The sequence below is a fragment of the Halomicrococcus pelagicus genome, assembly GCF_050954125.1.
In genome coordinates this window covers 273,376-292,389 of sequence record NZ_JBPBWC010000004.1, presented here as the reverse complement: position 1 = coordinate 292,389, position 19,014 = coordinate 273,376, and the positions used below count along the sequence as shown (strand labels likewise).

Genomic DNA, 19,014 nt, shown 5'->3' with positions numbered 1-19,014 from the left:
CCGAGAACCACTCCGTTCTCGGCACCATCATCATCGTGACTGGCTTCTTGGCGTCCGCTTGCGTCACCCTCGTAGTCGGGGTTCTTCAGCGTGACGTGCAGGTAGAACGTGTCGTCCTGCTCGTCGTATTGGAGCGTGGCACTCAATGCATCCCAGTCGTCGTTCTCGTAGTACCTGCCGAACGGCGTGGCTTCGCGTTTGTCCTCGGGTGGGAGGACGTATTCGCAGGTGACTCTGCCGTTCGGAGTGGACAGCGTGGCGTGGTCGTCGTTGAACGACGCAGAACGTTTGTCGTACACGACGCTCCACGAGTCGAACTCGGGTTGACTAGTCTTTTCGCCCTGTTTCAGCTTCTCAACGCCGCTCGTGACGGCTTCGATAGCGCGGCGAATGCCTTTTTGAACGAGGTTGGCGGTGAGGTCGGTTTCTTCGCGCAACTCGTCGTAGAGGGCGTCTTCGGCCTTGCTCTTGCTGGTGATGCAGAGTTCGTCGTAGCGCCACGCCCACTCGCTCGTTCGGTTGGCGCAGTGGAGGAATTGGGTTTTGGTTTGATGGAGGTCGCCACGACGCTCTTCGGGCACGTTGAGTTTGATGGGCACGGTGCGTCGTGGCGCGTCGTCCATCCGTGGTTCACATTTACGGATGTTTCCTAAAAAAATTTACATGTAAGGTGGGGAGTCGGCTTGCCATCGAGCGTGGTGAGTTTCATCGAGTGTCGGCTTCCTCCACGGGGTCAAGCCCCGTGGCATCCGCCTCGTACCGCCTGTGAAGTCGGTGAGGACCCGCGCCGCGGCCACGAGTTCGCCATCGTCTTCGACGCCGACGGCGACCTCCGTCTCGGCCAGCGCCTCCCGGACAGCGTCGACCTCGCGGTCGTCCCACCATCCGTACTCTTCGTACAGGGCCGTCAGTGCCGGAGTGTCCTCCGCTGTCAGGTCGTAGACGCCAGTCATCCCGATTATCCTGGTCACCGAGCGAAAAAATCGTTTCCGTCGTTCGGGGAGCAGCCCGAAGGAGACGCACGTCGTCGGTCGAGAGCGTCACGGCGTCGAGGCGAACGCGGCTGTCGACGTCGATCGCTCGAAAGAGTCCGTCACCGATGCTTGCCGACGGACTGGGTGTGGAGTTCGTCCTCGGAGTGCCACGACCGGGGGCGCAGGGCGACGACCACGGCGACGAGGTAGGACAAGACGACGACGACGGTCACCAGAAGGCCGGGAATCTGCCCGATGGCGGCGCTGGCGGGCCACGATTGCGCCGCGAACGCCGCGATTCGGACGACCCACGCGGCGAGCATGATCGTGAACAGCAGCAGGTAGACCCGTCGAAGCCGATGGGCGACCGACTCCTCGATCGTGATCTTTATCGTCGGCGTGCGGTAATCCTGGCTCAGTTCCCTGCGCCAGTCGGGGTCCTCGATGCCGGCGGAGGGGTCGAGTCCGTACGCGAAGACGTTCCTCTGGAGCGTTCGGACGCGTCCGCGCCAGATGTCGTAGCCCCGATAGCGCCGGGCCTCGATGAACAGGAACGCCGTCAGCGCCGCCATGCCCAGGAGCAGAATGTAGTGGGGGTTCTCCCGACTGGAGAAGGTCCACGTCAGAATCGCGCTCATGATGACGATAGCCCAGTACGTCGTCTGGTCGAGCCGTTCGCGCCAGAACCGCATCCGGTGGATTTCACCCCGATAGAGATGCGCGGCCGCCGAACTCGGCCCCATGTTCTCCTCCAGTAGTCCCCGGCCGAGTTCTTCGTCCTTGGTGTCGGTGGAATCGCCGTCGTCCGGTGAGTCACGAGCCATCGTTTACGGTAGGACACGGAACGGAAAGAGCGTAATGGGGGAGTACTGCTCTGCTGCACTGGATTCGTGTCTCGCCGTCGCGAGCATACGGGGTCGAGGCGTCGACGGACGCGAGTCGTGGACGTATCGTACCACACGCGCCAGTTCGTGACGACGACCGCGGCGATGGCGTGGATAACGTGGTGGGCGCTGGTCCTCGGGTTCGCCATCGCGGGCGGTGTGGAAGCCTGGACCTCCAACGAGGCGGTCGCCGACCTGCTGGAGAGGCACGGCCCGCGCGAAATCGGCTAGGGGTCGCTGTTCGGGTTCGTCTCCTCGTCGTGTTCGTACAGCGCCATCGCGACCGCGAAGAACCTCTTCAAGAAGGGCGGGTCGGCAGCCGCGACCATCGGCGCGTTCATGTTCGCGTCGACGAACCTCGTCATCGAAATCGGCGCAGTCATCTGGATTCTGCTCGGCTGGCAGTTCCTCCTCGCCGATATCGTCGACGGGGTCGTGCTCATCGGCCTGATGGCGCTCGGGGTCGTCTACCTCGTTCCGGACGAGGTTGTCGAACAGGCTCGAGAGAACGTCCGCGAAGAGGGCTCCCCGACCGTCCAGGATCCCGTCTGTGGCATGGAGGTGAACCCTGAAGAGGCCGACTACTCCACCGAACACGACGGCCGGACGTACTACTTCTGCTCGCAGTCGTGCAAAGAGAGCTTCGACCCCGAGGAGGCCAACACGACGATACGCGAGCAGGCGACGTCGCTGTCGGGGTGGAAGGCGCTGGCCGACAAGCAGTGGAAGGAGTGGGGGATGCTCTGGGACGAGATCGCCATCGGGTTCGTCTTCGCCGGACTCATCGCCGGATTCATCCCCGAACACGTCTGGACGTCGATATTCGCGGAACCGACGTTCGGACTGCCGGTGTACGTCTTCTGGACCGCCGTCGTCGGTGCCGTCATCGGCGTCGCGACGTTCGTCTGCTCGGTCGGGAACGTCCCGTTCGGAGCGGTCCTCCGGACGAACGGCCTACCGTTCGGCTCTGTGCTGTCGTACATCTACGCCGACCTCATCGTCCCGCCCATCATGGACGCCTACCGCGAGTACTACGGGACGAAGTTCGCGGCGATCCTGTCGGGGATGATCTTCCTCTCGGCGGTTCTCACCGGCTTCGTCATCCACTTCCTGTTCCTCGGCGTCGGACTCATCCCGGCGCGGTCGACTGCCCAGATAGCGGAGGTCAAGATCGAGATGAACTACAAGATGGTGCTGAACGTGCTCGCGACCGCGTTCTTCCTTCTCCTCTACTGGCTCCACCGGTCGGAGCCGACGGAGGGCGAGGGCGGCCACGGCGAACACGCCCACCCCGCAGACTGAACGGACGGGAGGGCTCGCCGTCGGTCCCGCCGACTCGACCACGGGGTCGGCGGAACGTCGGAGAGCGGTGAGAGGGACGGACCGGAGACGGCGGCGGAGGCGCGAGTGCCGACCGACGCGTCCGGCGGTGAAAGGGCGCGGTCGCCGAACGGGGGCGGCCGTCTTCGCGGCATTCATGATGCTCGCCGTCGTTTTCACCCTGTGTCACGGTCAGTCGACGACGTGGTGACGACCGTTCGCCGCATCGTTCGCCTGGCGAACGGGAGTTACGTTCCCTTTCTGGCGGGAAGCTTCGCGTATCACAGTTTCCTGCTGCTGTTGCCGCTCCTGCTTTTCGCACTCGTCGCCCTCTCCACGCTGATAGGGGACGCCAACGTGGCGTACCTCGTCGATTTCACCCGGCCGTATCTCACGGAACGCGCGCGAACGTTGCTCGCCGAAACGCTCAGGGGGAAATCGGACCGCGTCGACGTGGCGATCGTCGGCGCCGGCGCCGTGGTTTGGAGCCTGTTTCGAATCTTCCGCGGACTCGACCTCGCCTTCGCCACGATCTACGACACGTCGACGCACGAATCGGTCTGGGGGCAGGTCAGAGACGGCAGCATCGCCGCGCTCGCGGTCACGCTGGCGCTACTCGCGGCGGTCGTCGCCGCCACGGTCATCGCGGCGTTTCCCTGGGACCCCCTCGTCCGCGCGTTGAACGTGGGGCTGTTCGTCGTCGTGCTCGTGGTCGCCTTCTTTCCGCTCTACTACGTGTTTCCGAACGTCGAGGTGTCGGTCCGCGAGGTCCTCCCGGGGACCGTCGGCGCGGCCATCGGGTGGGTGATCTTTCACGTCCTGTTCCAGGTGTACAGTTCCTACGCGGTCACGCTCGAAGCGTACGGCGTGCTCGGTATCGTCATCTCGGTGCTCGTCTGGCTGTACTCGAGCATGCTCATCCTCCTGTTCGGCGTCGCCACGAACGCCGTACTGGCCGACCGAGCGTGACGACACCCGACCGTCCCCTCTGGCGCGACGACGCGACGACCGTTCCGGACGAAACGGCCGGACTACATCCCCAGCGCGCTCGACGTCGCAACGGTAATCCGTTCCCGGGGAACTACCGTTCGATACGAGGGCAGCGCTATCCGGCGATACAGCCCCTTCTAGCTGGTTGTCACGCGGTTCGGACGCCAGCAGTCTTTTCCGGGTCGCGCAATAATGGTGGATGCATGCCATCTGCTCTCTTCGTCGTAAGTGAAGAAGGGTACTGGGGAGAAGAGTGCGTCGAGCCGCTGACGACGCTCGACGACGCCGGCTTCGACGTCACCGTCACGACGCCGACGGGGTCGAAGCCCGTCATCGACGACACGTCGATTGACCCCGACAACCCGTTCGTCGGCGCCGAGACCGCCGAAAGGGTCGAAGAGGTCCACGAGACCGACGAACGGCTCAACAACCCGGTTCCCATCGCGGAGGCCGACGCCGACGACTACGACACCGTCGTCTTCCCCGGCGGACACGGCGTCGAGTGGGACGTCAACCAGGACAGACACGCCCGTTCGCTGCTCCGCGAGACGCTCGAAGGGGAGGACGGCAAGGCGCTCGTCGTCTGTCACACCCTCGCAATTCTGGCGTTCGCACGGGACAGCGACGGAGAGTCGCTCGCCAGCGGCCGCGACGTCACCGGCTTCCCCAACGAGTGGGAAGCGGACATCGTCGACGAGAACGACCTGCTCCCGGACGGCAGGAAGCTTCCGTACTGGGTGGAAGACGAGGTCGAGGCCGCCGGCGGCAACTGGGACGCCGAAGTCGATCAGGACGTGAGCGTTCGCGTCGACGGCGATCTCGTCACCGGGCGGGGGCCACGGTCGTCCCGTGCCGCGGCCGAGACCCTCCTCGAGGAACTCGGCGTTCGGACCTCTACCTGATACTGGCGATCGTCGACGCCGGCCTTCCGTCGCGTTAGGGGTCGTTCCCTCGACCGCCACGGAACCGGCCGTCTGCTCGACTGCGGGGGGACGGAGATGTCTTCGAACGGGGCGACTCACGTAGAGTTCTCCAAGAGTAGTGAAATCGTCCGGAATCGGAGGAACGCGAGACGCATTTCGCCGAGCTTTTATCAGTTGTTCTACTTGTTTCCGGACAATGGTAGCGATCGAAACTGACGGACTGACACGGCGATTCGGGGACTTCGTCGCCGTCGACGACCTCTCGTTGAGCGTTGAGGAGGGGGAAGTCTTCGGGTTCCTCGGTCCCAACGGTGCCGGGAAGTCGACGACGATCAGCGTGCTCCTCGGGTTCCTGAAGCCGTCGTCGGGAACGGCATCGATTCTTGGCCACGACGTCACCACGAACTCGCGGGCGATACGGAAGCGAATCGGACTGCTCCCGGAGGGGTACGACGTGTACGAGAACCTCACCGGTCGCGAACACGTCGTCTCGGCCATCGAGACGAAGGGCGCCGACGACGACCCGGACGCTATCCTCGACCGCGTCGGTTTCGACCCCGACGACGCCCGGCGACCGGCGGGCGACTACTCGAAGGGGATGAAACAGCGGATGTCGCTCGGCGTCGCGCTCGTCGGTGACCCCGACGTGCTCGTCCTCGACGAACCCTCCTCCGGACTGGACCCGAAAGGTATCAAGCTCCTCCGCCAGATCGTCCGGGAGGAGGTCGACCGCGGCGCGACCGTGTTCTTCTCCTCGCACGTGCTCGACGAGGTCGAGAAGGTCTGCGACCGCGTCGCCATCATGCAGGCCGGGAAACTCGTCACCGTCGACACCGTCGACAACCTCCGCACGGAACTGGGCGCCGAGTCGGTCGTCGAGGCCACCGTCGAACGCTCGCCGTCCGGTATCTCGCTCGACGACGTCGAGGCCGTCACCGACGTCACCGTCGACGGGCGGACGGTCCGGGCGACGTGTGCGAGACCGACGGCGAAGATGCGAGCGCTCCGCCGAATCGACGACCGCGCGACCGTCACGGACATCTCCATCGAGGAAGCGTCCCTCGAAGCGTTGTTCGAACGGTACACCACGGGCGACGACGGCGCGGCCGACTACGCGCCCACCGCCGAATCGCCCGAGGCGAACGTGAGGGCCGCGGTCGGCACCGGGGGTGATGCCGAATGAGTTTCTACACCGTCACGCGAGACGACCTCCGGAACGTCCGCCGGTCGTGCGTCGTCCTCGGCGTCGTCGGCGTGTTCACTGCGCTCGTCGCGCTCGTGTTCGGCTCCGAAATCAGCATCTACGACGACGCTTACCGGACGCTCTACGACGTCTCCGCGCTCGTCGGGTTCGCGTTTCCGCTGTTCGTCGCCTCGTTGACGTATCTCTCCATCGCTGGCGACCGCAGCGGTGGGGCGATAAAGTACGTGCTCGGGCTACCGAACAGTCGCGCCGAGTACTTCCTCGGGAAGTACGTCTCCCGCGCTGTCGTCGCCGTGTCTGCGGTGGTACTAGCGACCGTCGTCGGGTTCGTTATCGCCGCGGCGACGTTCACGAACGGTGCCGACCCGATTCGTTTTCTCAAGTTCGCCGCCGTCTCGGCGCTGTACGCGCTGACGGTCACTGGCATCTTCGTCAGCCTCTCGGCGACGACCGCGAGTCGGTCGCGGGCGATGTTCGCCGTCATCGGTGCGTACTTCGTCCTCGTCCCGTTCTGGTTCGGATTCCTCCCCGTGATCAGCCTCGACACGGTAATCGACGCCCTCACCTCGACCCTGGGAATAACGCTCTCGGAGTCGACGCGCGAACTCGTTAGCGTGCTCTCCCCGGCGACGGCGTACCTCCAGGCCACCGAGGTCGTGTACGCGGGCGTGTTCGACCAGTACCAGATTTTGGGGACGTTCCACCACGAGAGCGACCGGCTCGCCAGACAGTCCTGGTTCAACGTCCTGATACTGGGCTGCTGGGCGACCGTCGCTCCCCTCCTCGGCTACCTCAAGTTCCGCGTCTCCGAACTCGGGTGACCGTCTCTCGCAGAGACGACCCTGCCGTATCCCGGTCCGGTCGAACGAGGCGACCGACGGTTCTCGTCACGGTCGTTCGGTCCGACCGCGCTTCGGAGTTACTAATTAAATGTACCCGCGTGTGTGACCCTCAAGGTTTATTCGGCACGTCGACCGATATTCAGTATCGATGGACGACACTCCGACGCTGTTCCGTGACGCGCGGTGGCTTCGCCAGCACGCCGGACAGCTACTGAACTTCTACTATCCGGACTGCATCGACCACACCCACGGCGGGTACGTCGCACAGTTGAGCGACCACGACGGCCACGTCTACGACGGTCGGACGAAGCATCTCGTCGCCACGTGCCGCCTCGTGTACAACTTCAGCGTCGGCGAACTCCTCGACGGGCCCGACTGGTGTCGCTCGGCGGCGACGCACGGACTCCAGTTCCTGCTGTCCGAGCACCGCGACGAGGATAGCGGTGGGTTCGCGTGGCTGCTCGACGGCCGCGACGTGACCGACGCGACGCGGTCCTGTTACGGCCACGCGTTCGTCCTGCTGGCGCTCGCGACGGCGACGAAGGCCGACCTCCCGGGTGCGCGCGAGGAAGTCGACGCCGTCTACGACCTCGTCGACGAGCACTTCTGGGAGCCCGACCACGACCTCTGTCGCAGCGAACTCGACGCCGACTGGGAGCCGACGTCGGCCTACCGCGGCCAGAACGCGAACATGCATATGTGCGAGGCGATGCTCGCCGCGTACGAGGCGACCGACGACCGGCGGTATCTCGACCGCGCGTACGCCATCGCCGACGCTCTCGCCCGCCGGCTCGCCGACCGGGGCGACGGCCTCGTCTGGGAGCATTACACGGACGACTGGGACCTCGACTGGGAGTACAACCGCGACGAACCGGACCACCTGTTCCGGCCGTGGGGCTACCAGCCCGGCCATCTGCTGGAGTGGAGCAAACTCCTGCTGATGCTCGACCGGCACCGCGAGGAGTCGTGGCTCGTCGAACGCGCCGAGCACTTCTTCGAGAGCGCCGTCGAGAACGGCTGGGACGAAGAGTACGGCGGGTTCTACTACAACTTCGACCGCGACGGGGAGTCAATCGTCACGGACAAGTACTACTGGAAGCTCGCGGAGGGCATCGCGGCCGCCGCCCTGCTTGCCGACCGAACCGGGAACGACCGCTACTGGGAGTGGTACGACCGGTTCTGGGAGTACGCGTGGGACAACGTGGTGAACCAGAAGTACGGCAACTGGTTCTTCAAACTCACGCGGGACAACGCCGTCCACCCCGACGTCGACCAGTCCCCGGCGGTGACCGTCGGCTACCATCCGCTCAGCGCATGCTTCGAAGTGCTCGAACGCGTCGTCTGAGGCGGTTCGGAGAAACGAGCGGAACGACTCGAGCGCCCGGACGTCGAACGGTCAGTCCTCGCGACGGAGGAGCGCGGTTAACACTTCGGCGTGACTCCAGGCGAGCGGTCGTGCGAACCCGACCACGTCGTCCTCCCGGACCCGGTCGGCGAGTCGCCGGTAGGAGTCGCGCATGTTCCGGGCTTCCTCGACGATGAGGTCGAAGGGGACGTCGCGAAGCACCGCTTCGTCGAACTCCTTCTCGAAGTCCCGTCGTGTGTGCCACTCGTTCTCCATGAACGATTCGAACCGCGCTCGCGTGGTGAGGTGCTCCGGAATGTACCCGTCCTCGTCGACGTACCGTTCGATAGTGTCGAGGACGGCATCGCCGCGCTCCGGTTCGTCGCAGTCGTACCGGAACTGCGCGTGCCACGCCGTGTATTGCATCCACGGACCGTTGCCGCCGTGCTGCTGGACTTCGTAGTCCCGGTAGAATCCCATGAACCGCTGGAGGCCGCCGAGTCGCGGGTCTTCGAGCGCTGTCGCGGCGCGTTCGGCGGCGTCGACGGCCGCCGCGCCGAAGAGGTCCTCTAGGCCGAAGTAGTACGGCGCGAACAGCGTCACGTCCGGCCGGGTGTCGACGTTTCCGTCCGGGGAGTAGCGCCGCGGTACCTGCGGCGTACTCGTGAACGCTCGCTCGACGCCGCTTTCGAGCAAGCGCAGCAGGTCGGCTATCCGTTCTTCCTCGACCTCGGTTTCGACCGGAAGCCTCGTCAGAGCGTCGTTGGCCTGCCGGAGTGCGGCGACGAAGACGGCGTTCACCCACAGCGTGTAGCCGGATTCGATGCGGCCCTCGTGGATGCTCGTCGTGCTCTCGATCAGGTGCGCGTTCGGGTCGAACAGCTCCGAACGTGCGTGGGAGGCGGCGGTGTCGATGGCCTCGACGGCATCGGCCACGAACGAGTCGGACGCCGCGTCGACCCCGTCGGTTTCGTCGAGGGCGACGACGGCGTGGGCGAGGATTCGAAGACCGTGCCCGACGTTGTCCTCCTGAACGTAGATGCTCTCGTCCGTTCCGTCGAGGGCGTAGCGTTGTCGCCAGCGACCGCTCAGGTCCTGTACGTCGAGCATGAACCGGGCGGCAGCGACGATTTCGTCGCGGCAGTGCTCAGGCCGGACGTCGGCGCGGAGCGCGGCGAGCCACGCCCGGGTGATACACGCGATGTCTCGCGGGTACGCGTAGGGGTAGCGATTGTCGGGAAAGCTGGCCAGTGGCACGGCCCCGGGACCGTCCGCTGGATAGACGAGGTCGTCGAGGACCGCGAGATGGAACCGCGGCGACCGCACGTCCGGGACCGCCGACTGGTTGGGCGACTGTTCTTCGTCGGGTGAGCGTCGAGCGTCGTTCTCTGTGTTCGTCATCATTGTCGGTGGAGTCAATCGGTCGAAACCGCACCGCGCTGCCGGTCGGCGGTGGGTTGTAGACCGCGAGTCTTGAGCGATTCGCCGGTCGTCGAATCGAAGAGGTAGACGTCCTCGGGGGCGACGGAGACGTCGACCACGTCGTTCGGGTTCGGATACACGTCGGGCGGAACTCGCGCGGTGAGGTCGCTGTCGCCCGCCGATAGGTGGACGAAGTTGTCGTTGCCCTGGTACTCGGCGACCGACACGGTGGCCTCGAACGACGGTTCGTCGGCCACCAGCCGCATGTCTTCGGGCCGGACGCCGAGGCGAACCGTCTCGCCGTCGCGAACGGGAGCGGCGTCGGCGGGCATTGCGGCGAACGTCGTTCCGTCTCGACGGAATCTGGCGTCGTCACCGGCGACGTCGACCGTCGCATCCAGCACGTTCATCGAGGGACTGCCCAGGAACGTGGCGACGAACTCGTTGACCGGGTGGTCGTACGCCTTCTCGGGCGGGGCGACCTGCTGGAGGACGCCGTCGTCCATCACCGCGATGCGGTCGGCCATCGTCATCGCCTCCGTCTGGTCGTGCGTGACGTACACCGTCGTCACGCCCAGGTCCTCCTGGATGCGCTGGAGTTCCGTCCGCATCCGCGCCCGCAGTTTCGCGTCGAGGTTCGACAGCGGTTCGTCGAGCAGGAACACGTCCGGTTCGCGGACGATGGCGCGTCCGAGCGCGACCCGCTGTTTCTGGCCGCCGCTCATCTCGTCGGGTGTGTCGTTGAGCAATTGCGCGATGTCGAGGAGTTCGGCGATGTCCTCGACCTTGGCGTGGCGCTCCCGCTTCGAAAGTCCGTCCGCGTGTTTCAGCCCGTACCCCATGTTCTCGCGGGCGGTCATCTGGGAGTAGAGCGCGTACGACTGGAACACCATCGCGACGGCCCGCTCGGACGGGGCGAGATGCTGGACCTCCTTTCCCGCTATCTCGATGGTTCCGTCGCTCACAGTCTCGAGACCCGCGAGCATCCGGAGTGTCGTCGACTTCCCGCAACCGGAGGGACCGACCAGGACGACGAATTCGCCGTCGGAAGCCGTCAGGTCAAGCGAATCGACGGCCGTCTCGGTTCCCTGGGCGTCGTCGTACACCTTCGTGACGTCGTTCAGGTCGAGTTCAGCCATCGACCTCACCCCCTTCGAGGAGCGCGGCGCCGGACGCGTCGAACGCGTGGACGGCGTCGGTGTCGAAGACGACGTCGACCGTCGCGTCCGTCGCGACGTTGTCCGGGAGCGAGCGTTGGCGAGCGGTGAACGTCGTCGTCCCGCGTACGAGTTCGACCTCGTAGGCGTTTCCGAGCGGTTCGACGACGTCGACCCCGCACTCGAACGGCGGCATCGTCGACGGCGTCTCCCCGTCGACCTCGCTCGCGAGGTGGACGTGTTCGGGCCGGACACCCACCGTTTCGGCGGCCTCCGGAAGCGACGTCCCCAGCGGGACGGGGTCGTCCGGGAAGAGCGTCGGCCGGTCGTCGGCCGTCAGCGCGAAGAAGTTCATCGCCGGTTCGCCTATGAAGCCGGCGACGAACTCGTTGGTCGGTTGTTCGTAGACGTCCTCGGGCGGTCCGACCTGCTGGAGTTCGCCGTCCTTCATGACGGCGATGCGGTCGGCGAGGCTCATCGCCTCCTCTTGGTCGTGAGTGACGTACACCGTCGTCGTTCCGAGGTCCTGCTGGAGCGCCCGCAGTTCCGCCCGCGTTTGAACGCGGAGTCGGGCGTCGAGATTCGAGAGGGGTTCGTCCATGAGGAACGCGCGCGGTTCGCGGATGATGGTTCGACCGAGCGCGACCCGCTGGCGTTGTCCGCCGGAGAGTTGGCCGGGGTCCTTGTCGAGCAGGCCGGCGATTTCCAAGGTTTCCGCGACGCGCCGAATCCGGGTTTCTCGCTCGTCGTCGTCGAGATCCATCTTCCCGAGCGGGAACGCGAGGTTCTCGCGAACCGTCTTGTGCGGGTAGAGAGCGTACGACTGGAACACCATCGAGAGCTCTCGCTCCTGCGGGAGCGTCCGCGTCACCGTCTCGTCACCGATGGATATCTCGCCGCCGGTCGGCGTCTCCAGTCCAGCAATCATGCGCAACGTCGTCGTCTTTCCGCAACCGGACGGACCGAGGAGGACGAGGAATTCCCCCTCGCGAATCCGCAGCGACAGGTCGTTGACGGCGACGAGTTCACCGAATTCCTTGCGGACGTTTTCCAAATGTATCCGCTCGCCGGCGCCGCCGAGTTCGGCGGAGTCCGTCGTCGGGTTGCCTACCGTCATGCTATCCCTCCACCGCGCCGAATGTCAGTCCCTCGACCATGTACTTCTCGAGGTAGACGAACATGATGATTATCGGAATGCTGGTCATGAGCGATGCGGCCATTATCTGCCCCCACACCTGGTGGAAGCCCGACGAGAGGGCGTCCAGTCCGATGGGAAGGGTGAAGTTCGACTGCGATTTGAGGAAGATGCTCGCGAACAGGTACTCGTTCCACGATATCATGAACGTGTAGATGAACACGGCGACGATAGCCGGCGCCGACAGCGGCAGCGTGATGCGGAATATGACTTCGAGCCGCGAATAGCCGTCCATCATCGCCGCCTCCTCGATCTCGGGCGGGACGCTCCGGAAGTAGTTACCGAGCATGTACAGCGACACCGGCAACGTCTGGACGAGGTACGTGATGACCAGGCTCTTCAGGGAGTCGACGAGCCCGAGCCAGACGACGACTTGGAACAGCGGGACGACCAGCAGGATGCCCGAGAACATGTACACCATCAGGACGCCCCGCGAGAACAGTCCGTGCCCGGGGTAGTCCAGTCGCGCGAAGCTGTACGCGCCGAACGTCGCGACGAGCACCGATAGCCCGGCCGTGATGGTCGCGATGACGAGGCTGTTCTTGAAGTACGTGACGAACGGGAACGTCTGCGGACTGAAGACGCTTTCGTAGTGTCGCAGCGTTATTTCTTCGGGGACGAACGTCGGCGGAAGCGAGTAGATGGCTCCCTCCGGCATGACGCTCGTGACCGCCATCCAGTAGAACGGGAACAGCGAGACGACCAACGTGAGCGCGAGACTCACGTAGAATACCGCGCGCTCCCATCGGTTGCCTTCGATGCGGTTCGTCCGGAACGCCGCACGGAATCCGTCGACGGTCGTCCGTGCCGTGTCCGATGTCGCCTGAAGTATCGTTCCTATCATGTTCACCACTCCAGCACGGTGCTGACGTACACCAGTACGAAGCCCATCAGCGCCAGGAACAGGACCATCGAAATTGCCGCCGCCTGGCCCATCTGGTAGTTCGAGAAGGCGGTCTGGTACGCGTACAGCGGTAGCGTGTTGACCTTCCGGGTGAGCAGCCAGATGTCGGCGAACTTGTTGAAGTTCCAAATCCAACGCAGCAGGAACACCGTCGCCAGGACGTACTTCAGTTCGGGCAGCGTGATGTCCTTGAACTGCGCGAGCTTCCCGGCACCGTCGATTTTCGCGGCTTCGTACATGTCCTGCGGAATCGACTGCACTCGAGCAATCAGCATCAGGAACGCGAACGGGAAGTAGCGCCATGCGTCGAACGCGATTACCATCCCCAGCGCCGTTTTCGAACTGTTGAGGAGGTCGATGTTGCCGCCGTACAGGTGAAGCACGTCGCTGAACAGCCACGGGACGACGCCGTAGAGCGGGTCCAGCAGCAGCTGCCAGATGTACGCAACCGCGATCAACGGAGCGACGTACGGTAACAACATCAGTCCGCGGGCGAGTCGACGGCCACGGAACTTCTTGTTGAAGAGGAGAGCCGCCCCGAGGCCACCCAATGTCGCCAGAACGTCGCTGAAGAACGTGAACACGACGGTGTTCTTGAACGCGGCCCAGAATTGAGAACTGGACAACAGGGTGGAGTAATGCTGGAGTCCGACCCACTCCGGAGCCTCGGCCGGGTCGAGTGGAATCTCGGTGAAGCTCAGATAGACGTTGTAGGCCACTGGATAAAGGATGACGGCGACCACGAGGAGGAGCGCCGGTGCGATGAGCGCGTATCCGAGCAGCGCCTCCTTCTGCTCCAGCGTTAGCTCGTCGCGGTCGACTAACGGACGTAGCGAGTTTGTGACAGACATGATGAGTGGGCGACCGCTAGAGGGTCACTCTTTAACGGCTTCCCGCATCTTTTCCGCCTGTTGCGTCGCGACCTTCTCGGGGTCCTCACCGCCCGACACGCGTGAGACGGCTTCGGCGATGAGGTACTGGCTCGTGAGGTCGCCGAGTTTCGGGAACGACTTGCCGTTGACGTAACCGAACCGCTCGATGTTGGCGAACCCGGCAGAGATGTCCTCAACCGTGTTCCCCCACGCCTTCAACGTCTCGTTGTCCTTGTAGGCGTCGTTCTGTGCGGTCGGCTTGAGCACGGGATTCATGCCGCCGGGAGCCATGTGGAGCCACTTCAGGTACTGCTTGCCGGTCATCAGGTATTCGGCGAACTCCTGTGACGCCTTTCGCTCCTTCTTGCCGGCAGACGAGAGCATGCTGAGCGTGACTATCTGGCCGAATGAACTCTTGCGCTGCTTCTCGATGGACGGCGTGAACGCCGTGTCTTTGACCATCTTCTCGCCCTCCTTCGTGATGTCGCCCATCAAGTAGGTGGAGTACTGGACGAATTGGCACTGGTCGTTGAGATACGTGTTATTGGCCGTCTTCCACGTGTCCTTTCCAGGCGGGGTGTACTGGGCGAGTTTCGAGTAGAAGTCGAGCGCTTCGACCATTTCGTCGCTGTCGAAGACGATGTCGCCGTTCTCGTTGAACACCCGGGCGCCGTTGGATCGCGCAAACGGCGTGAAGCACTGGCGAGCGAACGGCGTCTTCTTCGTCCCGACGACGATGCCGTACTGGTTGCTGTCGGGCTTGTGGAGCGCCTTGGCCGCGGCGAGGATGCTGTCCCAGGAGTTCGGGGCGTCAAGTCCGTGTTCCTCCCAGACGCTCTTAGAGTACCAGAAGCCCTGGAGCCACCCGTGGAACGGGACCGCGAAGTGGCCGCCGTCGGGTGCCTGCGTGAGCGAAAGCGCTCCGTCGTAGAACTTGTCTTCGCCCACGGCCGATATGACGTTCTTCGCCGCTTTCTTGGACAGGAGACCGCCGGATCCGAGTTTCTGCATTTGTCCGAGGCCGAACCCGCCGATCGAGGGAAGCGTGCTGGAAGCGCGCGCCGAGGAAATCTGCGACGGGAGGTCGCTCTCCTTGACCGACGTCATCTTAACCGTCGGATCGTGATTCTTCTCGAAGCTTCCGACGAGGTCCCTGATGACCTTCAGCCGTTCGTTTTCGGTCTGCGTCGTCCAGAATTTGACATTCGTACTGCCGCCATTCGACTGCTGGCCACCGCTGCCGAGACAGCCGGCGAGTAGCGCCGCCGTGCCACCGCCGAGTGTAGTGAGTAGCCGCCGCCGATTCGTGGTCTGTTTGGTGCCACCGTTCATGGGAGTGCGTCACGTCCACGTGGACAACAAAGATATATAAAGCTATCCCATGTTGTTGCTAATAGAGTGAACACTATACATATTAAACTTTCATTGAGAAACTCGGACCCGGCGAAATACAAAACAGAAGTCGCGACAGACGTGGGAAAACGATGACACCAGGCGATCTCAGGGACGGACTCGAAGAAGCAGGACTCACGGAGTACGAGATCAGCACGTACGTCGCCCTCCTCAACATGGGAAGCGCACCGGCGACCGAACTCGCCGAGAAGGGCGACGTCCCCCGGTCGCGGGTGTACGACATCCTCCGCGACCTCGAAGAGAAGGGATACGCCGAGACGTACGAACAGGACTCTCTCCACGCCCGCGCCCGAGAGCCGACCGATGTCTTCGAAAAGCTACAGTCGAAAGCCCGGACGCTCGAACGGACGGCGGAAGAGATTCAGGAGCGGTGGGAGCAGGCCGGCATCGACGGGCATCGCGTGAGCTTCGTCAAACGTTTCGACACCGTCTTCGAGCGAGCAAAGGCCGCCATACGGGACGCCGAAAACCACGTCGACCTTTCTCTCACGCCCGACCAGTTCGGTCGACTTGAACCGCTCCTCCGCGAGGCCTACGAGGACGACATCATCGTCACCGTCTCGTTCAACACCTCTCCGGAGCGTCCGTCGTCTCCTCCGGACGACGACGAACTCACCGGTGCCGTCACCGAGGCCAGACACCGAAACCTCCCTGCCCCGTTCGTTCTCATCGTCGACCGCGACGTGACGTGCTTCGCCCCCCACACCGAGCCCGTCGACCAGTACGGCGTCATCTTCGAGGACAAAGAACTCACGTACGTCCTTCACTGGTACTTCCAAGCCGCCCTCTGGGAGTCATGGCCGACCATCTTCTCGGCGCGCTCCACGACGCTCCCGGCCGTGTACGTCGACGTTCGCGAGTGTATCCGAGACATACTCCCCGTCCTCTCCGACGGAGATGTGATTACGGCCACCATCGAAGGTCAGACAATCGGCCGAGGTAACGAACGAGAAATCACCGGCACCATCGAGGACGTGATTTACGCGAACGGACCGACCGACGAGTCTACCGTCGTTCCGACGCTGTCGAATCTGGCCGGCAGAGCCGCCATCGTGCTGGAAACCGACGACGGTGACGAGTACACTATCGGTGGGTGGGGTGCCACCCTCGAAACCATCGAGGCTCGCCGCATACACATCGAATCCGTCCAGTACGGGGAGGACGCCGGGTGATGCTACCGGACGAATGCGCACTCGCGACGGCCGGCGGCCGACAGGTCGTCGTCGACGAGTTCGGGGACGTCGCACGCTCGAACGGGTATTGCGGCATTTACAGCGCCGACCACCGCCTTCTGGACGGCGTCGACGTAGAACTGCGAACCGGTGACGACGTCAAGTGGGACGTGCTCGGCCGGGAACTCGACGGCGACGCCATCACCACGACGCTCGCGAGCGACGCTCGGGGGCCCGGGCGAGGAGACGCCCGCGCGTGGACGCTAACCAAACAGTTCCGAATCGCGAGCGACGGCGTCCGCCTCACGGTGTCGGTGCAGAACAACACCCCGACACCAAGCACAGCCGACGTCTCCATCACCGTCGTACCGGACTTCTCTCACGTCTTCGAAGTCCCGTCGTTCTTCTCCCCCCGGGAGATACCCGCCCCCACCGTCGACCGAACCGTCGACCGGGGGTCACTGCGTTTCACCGCAGACGGTCGTGACGACGCGCGCCGTGCGGTGACGATTGCTCCGAACGACGAAACCTCGGCGTCGCTGACGGAGAACGGGGGTCTCATCACCTCGTCCGTCGAACTAGCGAGCGCCGGTCGCGCCGAGGCCGTCATCGACGTCTCCCTCTCCGACGGTGAACGAACCGCTCCGGACGTCTCGCCCGACCTCCCCACGACCGGTGACGAACGACTCCTCGCGGCGGCGCGACGGACGCTCGACGCCCTGATGCTTCCGAGCGGCGTTCCCGGTGCCGGCGCCCCGCGCTTTCTCGCCCCCTTCGGACGCGATTCGCTCGTCGTCAGCTATCAATTGCTCCCGTTCGACGCGAACGTAGCGGAGCGGACGCTCCGCTATCTCGCCGCCGAACAGGGGCAGACTCGGGACGACGCCACGCTGGAAGCACCGGGCCGGATACTCCACGAACACCGGCGCGGTGACCTCGTCGACGCCGGCGAATCGATTCGCCGGCCCTACTACGGGACGGTCGATGCGACGCCGCTTTTCGCCTCGCTGTACGCCGACACCGTCGACGCGACCGGCGACGAGTCGCTGGCAGGCGACCTCTTCGATGCCGCCAGAGCAGCCATCGAGTGGACGCTCGGGTCGCTCGACGAATGCGGATTTCTTGCGTACGAACCCCACGACCATCCGTATGGTCTAGCCCATCTCGGCTGGAAAGACAGCGCCGAAGCACTCGCCCGACCCGACGGCACCCCGGCGACGGGGACCGTTCGCCTTGCGGAGGTACAGGGGTATGTCCACCGAGCGCTCACCCGATTCGCGCCGCTCGCACGTCGGTACGGCGACGAGGCGCTCGCCGACGAGTGCGTCACCGTCGCACGGCGGCTTTCGGCGTCATTCGAGGATCGATTCTGGCTCCCCGACGAGGGCTGCTACGCGCTGGGCGTCGACGAGGCAGGCGTTATCGACAGCGTCGCGTCCAACCAGGCGCACGCTCTCTGGGGCGGACTCGGCTCCAGGGACCGGGTAGCGAGCGCGGTCGACCGCCTCACGGACGAGGACGTTCTCGCTTCCGCGGGTCTCCGGACCTTCGCCGCGTCCCACGACGCTTTCGACCCGCTCTCCTATCACCGCGGCAGCGTCTGGCCGCACGACAACAGCATCGCCGCGATGGGATTTGCGGAACGGGGCTTCGACGACGCCGCCGAAACGGTCGCCGAGAGAGGACTCGCGGCGCTGCGACACAGTTACGAGCGGGGGCGACACGACAGGTTCGGCTTTCCGGAACTCGTCCCGGGTACCGACGGAGTCGACGACGGTCCGACGACCCTGAGACACCCCGACGCCTGCGAACCCGCGGCCTGGAGCGCCGGTAGCGTCTTCGGATTCCTCCAGGCTCACCCTGACCGCTCGCCCCCCTAATCTGGGTTACCGTACGGAGGTCCCAACGTCGGAACGGACAGTCGCGATATCGAAGTCGCTTCTCGCCGCGACTTGAAGCGCGACGCGGCTCGAAACGCGGCCTCCTCCCGTGCTGGAGCCGAAGCCTCCCGGCGTAGGACCGTTTGTCACGTCGTCAGTTCCGAGCCGCTCGGTGACTGCAATCAATCGGTCGGGGGCGGAACGTCGAACCCACTTCCTCGCGTCCGATTCTCTCCTGCAGGGAGGTCGAAGCAGTGCGTACAGACTTCCGGGACCGGAGCGATTCCGCGACGGACACGTTTCGCGGACTGCGGCGACCGCTCTGACACCCGTGGGCGAACGCGACCGGTCGCGTCACGTTCACCGGAGGTCATGGATTTCCCCCGAGGTACGCACTCGTCGCTTGGCCCGGAGTCGAAGTTTCCTCCCGTATCGGCGTCGAGTCTCGTCCGTTATTTCCTAGTCATTTACGAGCGGTAGTTTCGGCGCAGAGAGACGGGGAGCGGTCACCGTGCTT

15 protein-coding genes and 2 pseudogenes are annotated in these 19,014 nt (G+C 64.4%); 8 read left to right on the top strand and 9 right to left on the bottom strand.

The window, feature by feature from the left end:
* From ACRYA2_RS11135 to ACRYA2_RS11125, 3 genes and pseudogenes are all read right to left on the bottom strand, one after another.
* Positions 1–623, bottom strand: a pseudogene (locus ACRYA2_RS11135) (RNA-guided endonuclease InsQ/TnpB family protein); the annotation flags it as partial.
* A gap of 36 nt (positions 624–659) precedes the next feature.
* Positions 660–953 carry a hypothetical protein gene (locus ACRYA2_RS11130; RefSeq protein ID WP_433627764.1) on the bottom strand — a complete coding sequence of 98 codons (294 nt, stop codon included), beginning with the start codon at positions 951–953 and terminating at the stop codon, positions 660–662.
* Between the two features lie 140 nt (positions 954–1,093).
* Entirely contained in the window at positions 1,094–1,798 is a 705-nt protein-coding gene (locus ACRYA2_RS11125; protein ID WP_433627761.1) for a DUF2270 domain-containing protein, read from the bottom strand.
* A 165-nt stretch (positions 1,799–1,963) separates the two neighbouring features.
* Between ACRYA2_RS11125 and ACRYA2_RS11120 the strand changes: the two are divergent.
* The 6 genes and pseudogenes from ACRYA2_RS11120 to ACRYA2_RS11095 all read left to right on the top strand — a co-directional run bounded on the left by ACRYA2_RS11120 (position 1,964) and on the right by ACRYA2_RS11095 (position 8,482).
* Positions 1,964–3,160, top strand: a pseudogene (locus ACRYA2_RS11120) (permease).
* Positions 3,161–3,361: 201 nt separating this feature from the next.
* On the top strand, positions 3,362–4,147 hold the full coding sequence (locus ACRYA2_RS11115; RefSeq protein WP_433627759.1) for a YihY/virulence factor BrkB family protein: 786 nt from the start codon (positions 3,362–3,364) through the stop codon (positions 4,145–4,147).
* Positions 4,148–4,371: 224 nt separating this feature from the next.
* Positions 4,372–5,070 carry a type 1 glutamine amidotransferase domain-containing protein gene (locus ACRYA2_RS11110; RefSeq protein ID WP_433627756.1) on the top strand — a complete coding sequence of 233 codons (699 nt, stop codon included), beginning with the start codon at positions 4,372–4,374 and terminating at the stop codon, positions 5,068–5,070.
* Between the two features lie 217 nt (positions 5,071–5,287).
* Positions 5,288–6,274, top strand: coding sequence for an ABC transporter ATP-binding protein (locus ACRYA2_RS11105; RefSeq protein WP_433627753.1), 987 nt, complete (start codon positions 5,288–5,290; stop codon positions 6,272–6,274).
* Positions 6,271–7,116 carry an ABC transporter permease gene (locus ACRYA2_RS11100; RefSeq protein WP_433627749.1) on the top strand — a complete coding sequence of 282 codons (846 nt, stop codon included), beginning with the start codon at positions 6,271–6,273 and terminating at the stop codon, positions 7,114–7,116. The genes ACRYA2_RS11105 and ACRYA2_RS11100 overlap by 4 nt, the downstream gene beginning before the upstream one ends.
* A gap of 169 nt (positions 7,117–7,285) precedes the next feature.
* On the top strand, positions 7,286–8,482 hold the full coding sequence (locus ACRYA2_RS11095; RefSeq protein WP_433627746.1) for an AGE family epimerase/isomerase: 1,197 nt from the start codon (positions 7,286–7,288) through the stop codon (positions 8,480–8,482).
* Positions 8,483–8,533: 51 nt separating this feature from the next.
* Here the strand turns inward: ACRYA2_RS11095 and ACRYA2_RS11090 are convergent, their stop codons facing one another.
* The 6 genes from ACRYA2_RS11090 to ACRYA2_RS11065 are packed head-to-tail and all read right to left on the bottom strand — an operon-like array spanning position 8,534 to position 15,364.
* Positions 8,534–9,883 (bottom strand): glucoamylase, encoded by a 1,350-nt coding sequence (locus ACRYA2_RS11090; protein WP_433627743.1) that lies wholly within the window; start codon positions 9,881–9,883, stop codon positions 8,534–8,536.
* Positions 9,884–9,897: 14 nt separating this feature from the next.
* Positions 9,898–11,043 (bottom strand): ABC transporter ATP-binding protein, encoded by a 1,146-nt coding sequence (locus ACRYA2_RS11085; RefSeq protein WP_433627740.1) that lies wholly within the window; start codon positions 11,041–11,043, stop codon positions 9,898–9,900.
* Positions 11,036–12,178, bottom strand: coding sequence for an ABC transporter ATP-binding protein (locus ACRYA2_RS11080; protein ID WP_433627738.1), 1,143 nt, complete (start codon positions 12,176–12,178; stop codon positions 11,036–11,038). Before ACRYA2_RS11080 ends, ACRYA2_RS11085 begins: the two co-directional genes overlap by 8 nt.
* Position 12,179: 1 nt before the next feature.
* Positions 12,180–13,100, bottom strand: a complete 921-nt coding sequence (locus ACRYA2_RS11075; protein WP_433627735.1) for a carbohydrate ABC transporter permease — start codon at positions 13,098–13,100, stop codon at positions 12,180–12,182.
* A 2-nt stretch (positions 13,101–13,102) separates the two neighbouring features.
* Positions 13,103–14,011: a carbohydrate ABC transporter permease gene (locus ACRYA2_RS11070; protein ID WP_433627733.1), complete on the bottom strand. Its 909-nt coding sequence runs from the start codon at positions 14,009–14,011 to the stop codon at positions 13,103–13,105.
* A 24-nt stretch (positions 14,012–14,035) separates the two neighbouring features.
* On the bottom strand, positions 14,036–15,364 hold the full coding sequence (locus tag ACRYA2_RS11065; RefSeq protein WP_433627731.1) for an ABC transporter substrate-binding protein: 1,329 nt from the start codon (positions 15,362–15,364) through the stop codon (positions 14,036–14,038).
* A 152-nt stretch (positions 15,365–15,516) separates the two neighbouring features.
* Between ACRYA2_RS11065 and ACRYA2_RS11060 the strand changes: the two genes are divergently transcribed.
* Both ACRYA2_RS11060 and ACRYA2_RS11055 read left to right on the top strand, forming a co-directional pair.
* Positions 15,517–16,617: a TrmB family transcriptional regulator gene (locus ACRYA2_RS11060; RefSeq protein WP_433627728.1), complete on the top strand. Its 1,101-nt coding sequence runs from the start codon at positions 15,517–15,519 to the stop codon at positions 16,615–16,617.
* Positions 16,617–18,497, top strand: a complete 1,881-nt coding sequence (locus tag ACRYA2_RS11055) for an amylo-alpha-1,6-glucosidase (RefSeq protein ID WP_433627725.1) — start codon at positions 16,617–16,619, stop codon at positions 18,495–18,497. The genes ACRYA2_RS11060 and ACRYA2_RS11055 overlap by 1 nt, the downstream gene beginning before the upstream one ends.
* The last annotated feature ends 517 nt before the right edge of the window (positions 18,498–19,014 follow it).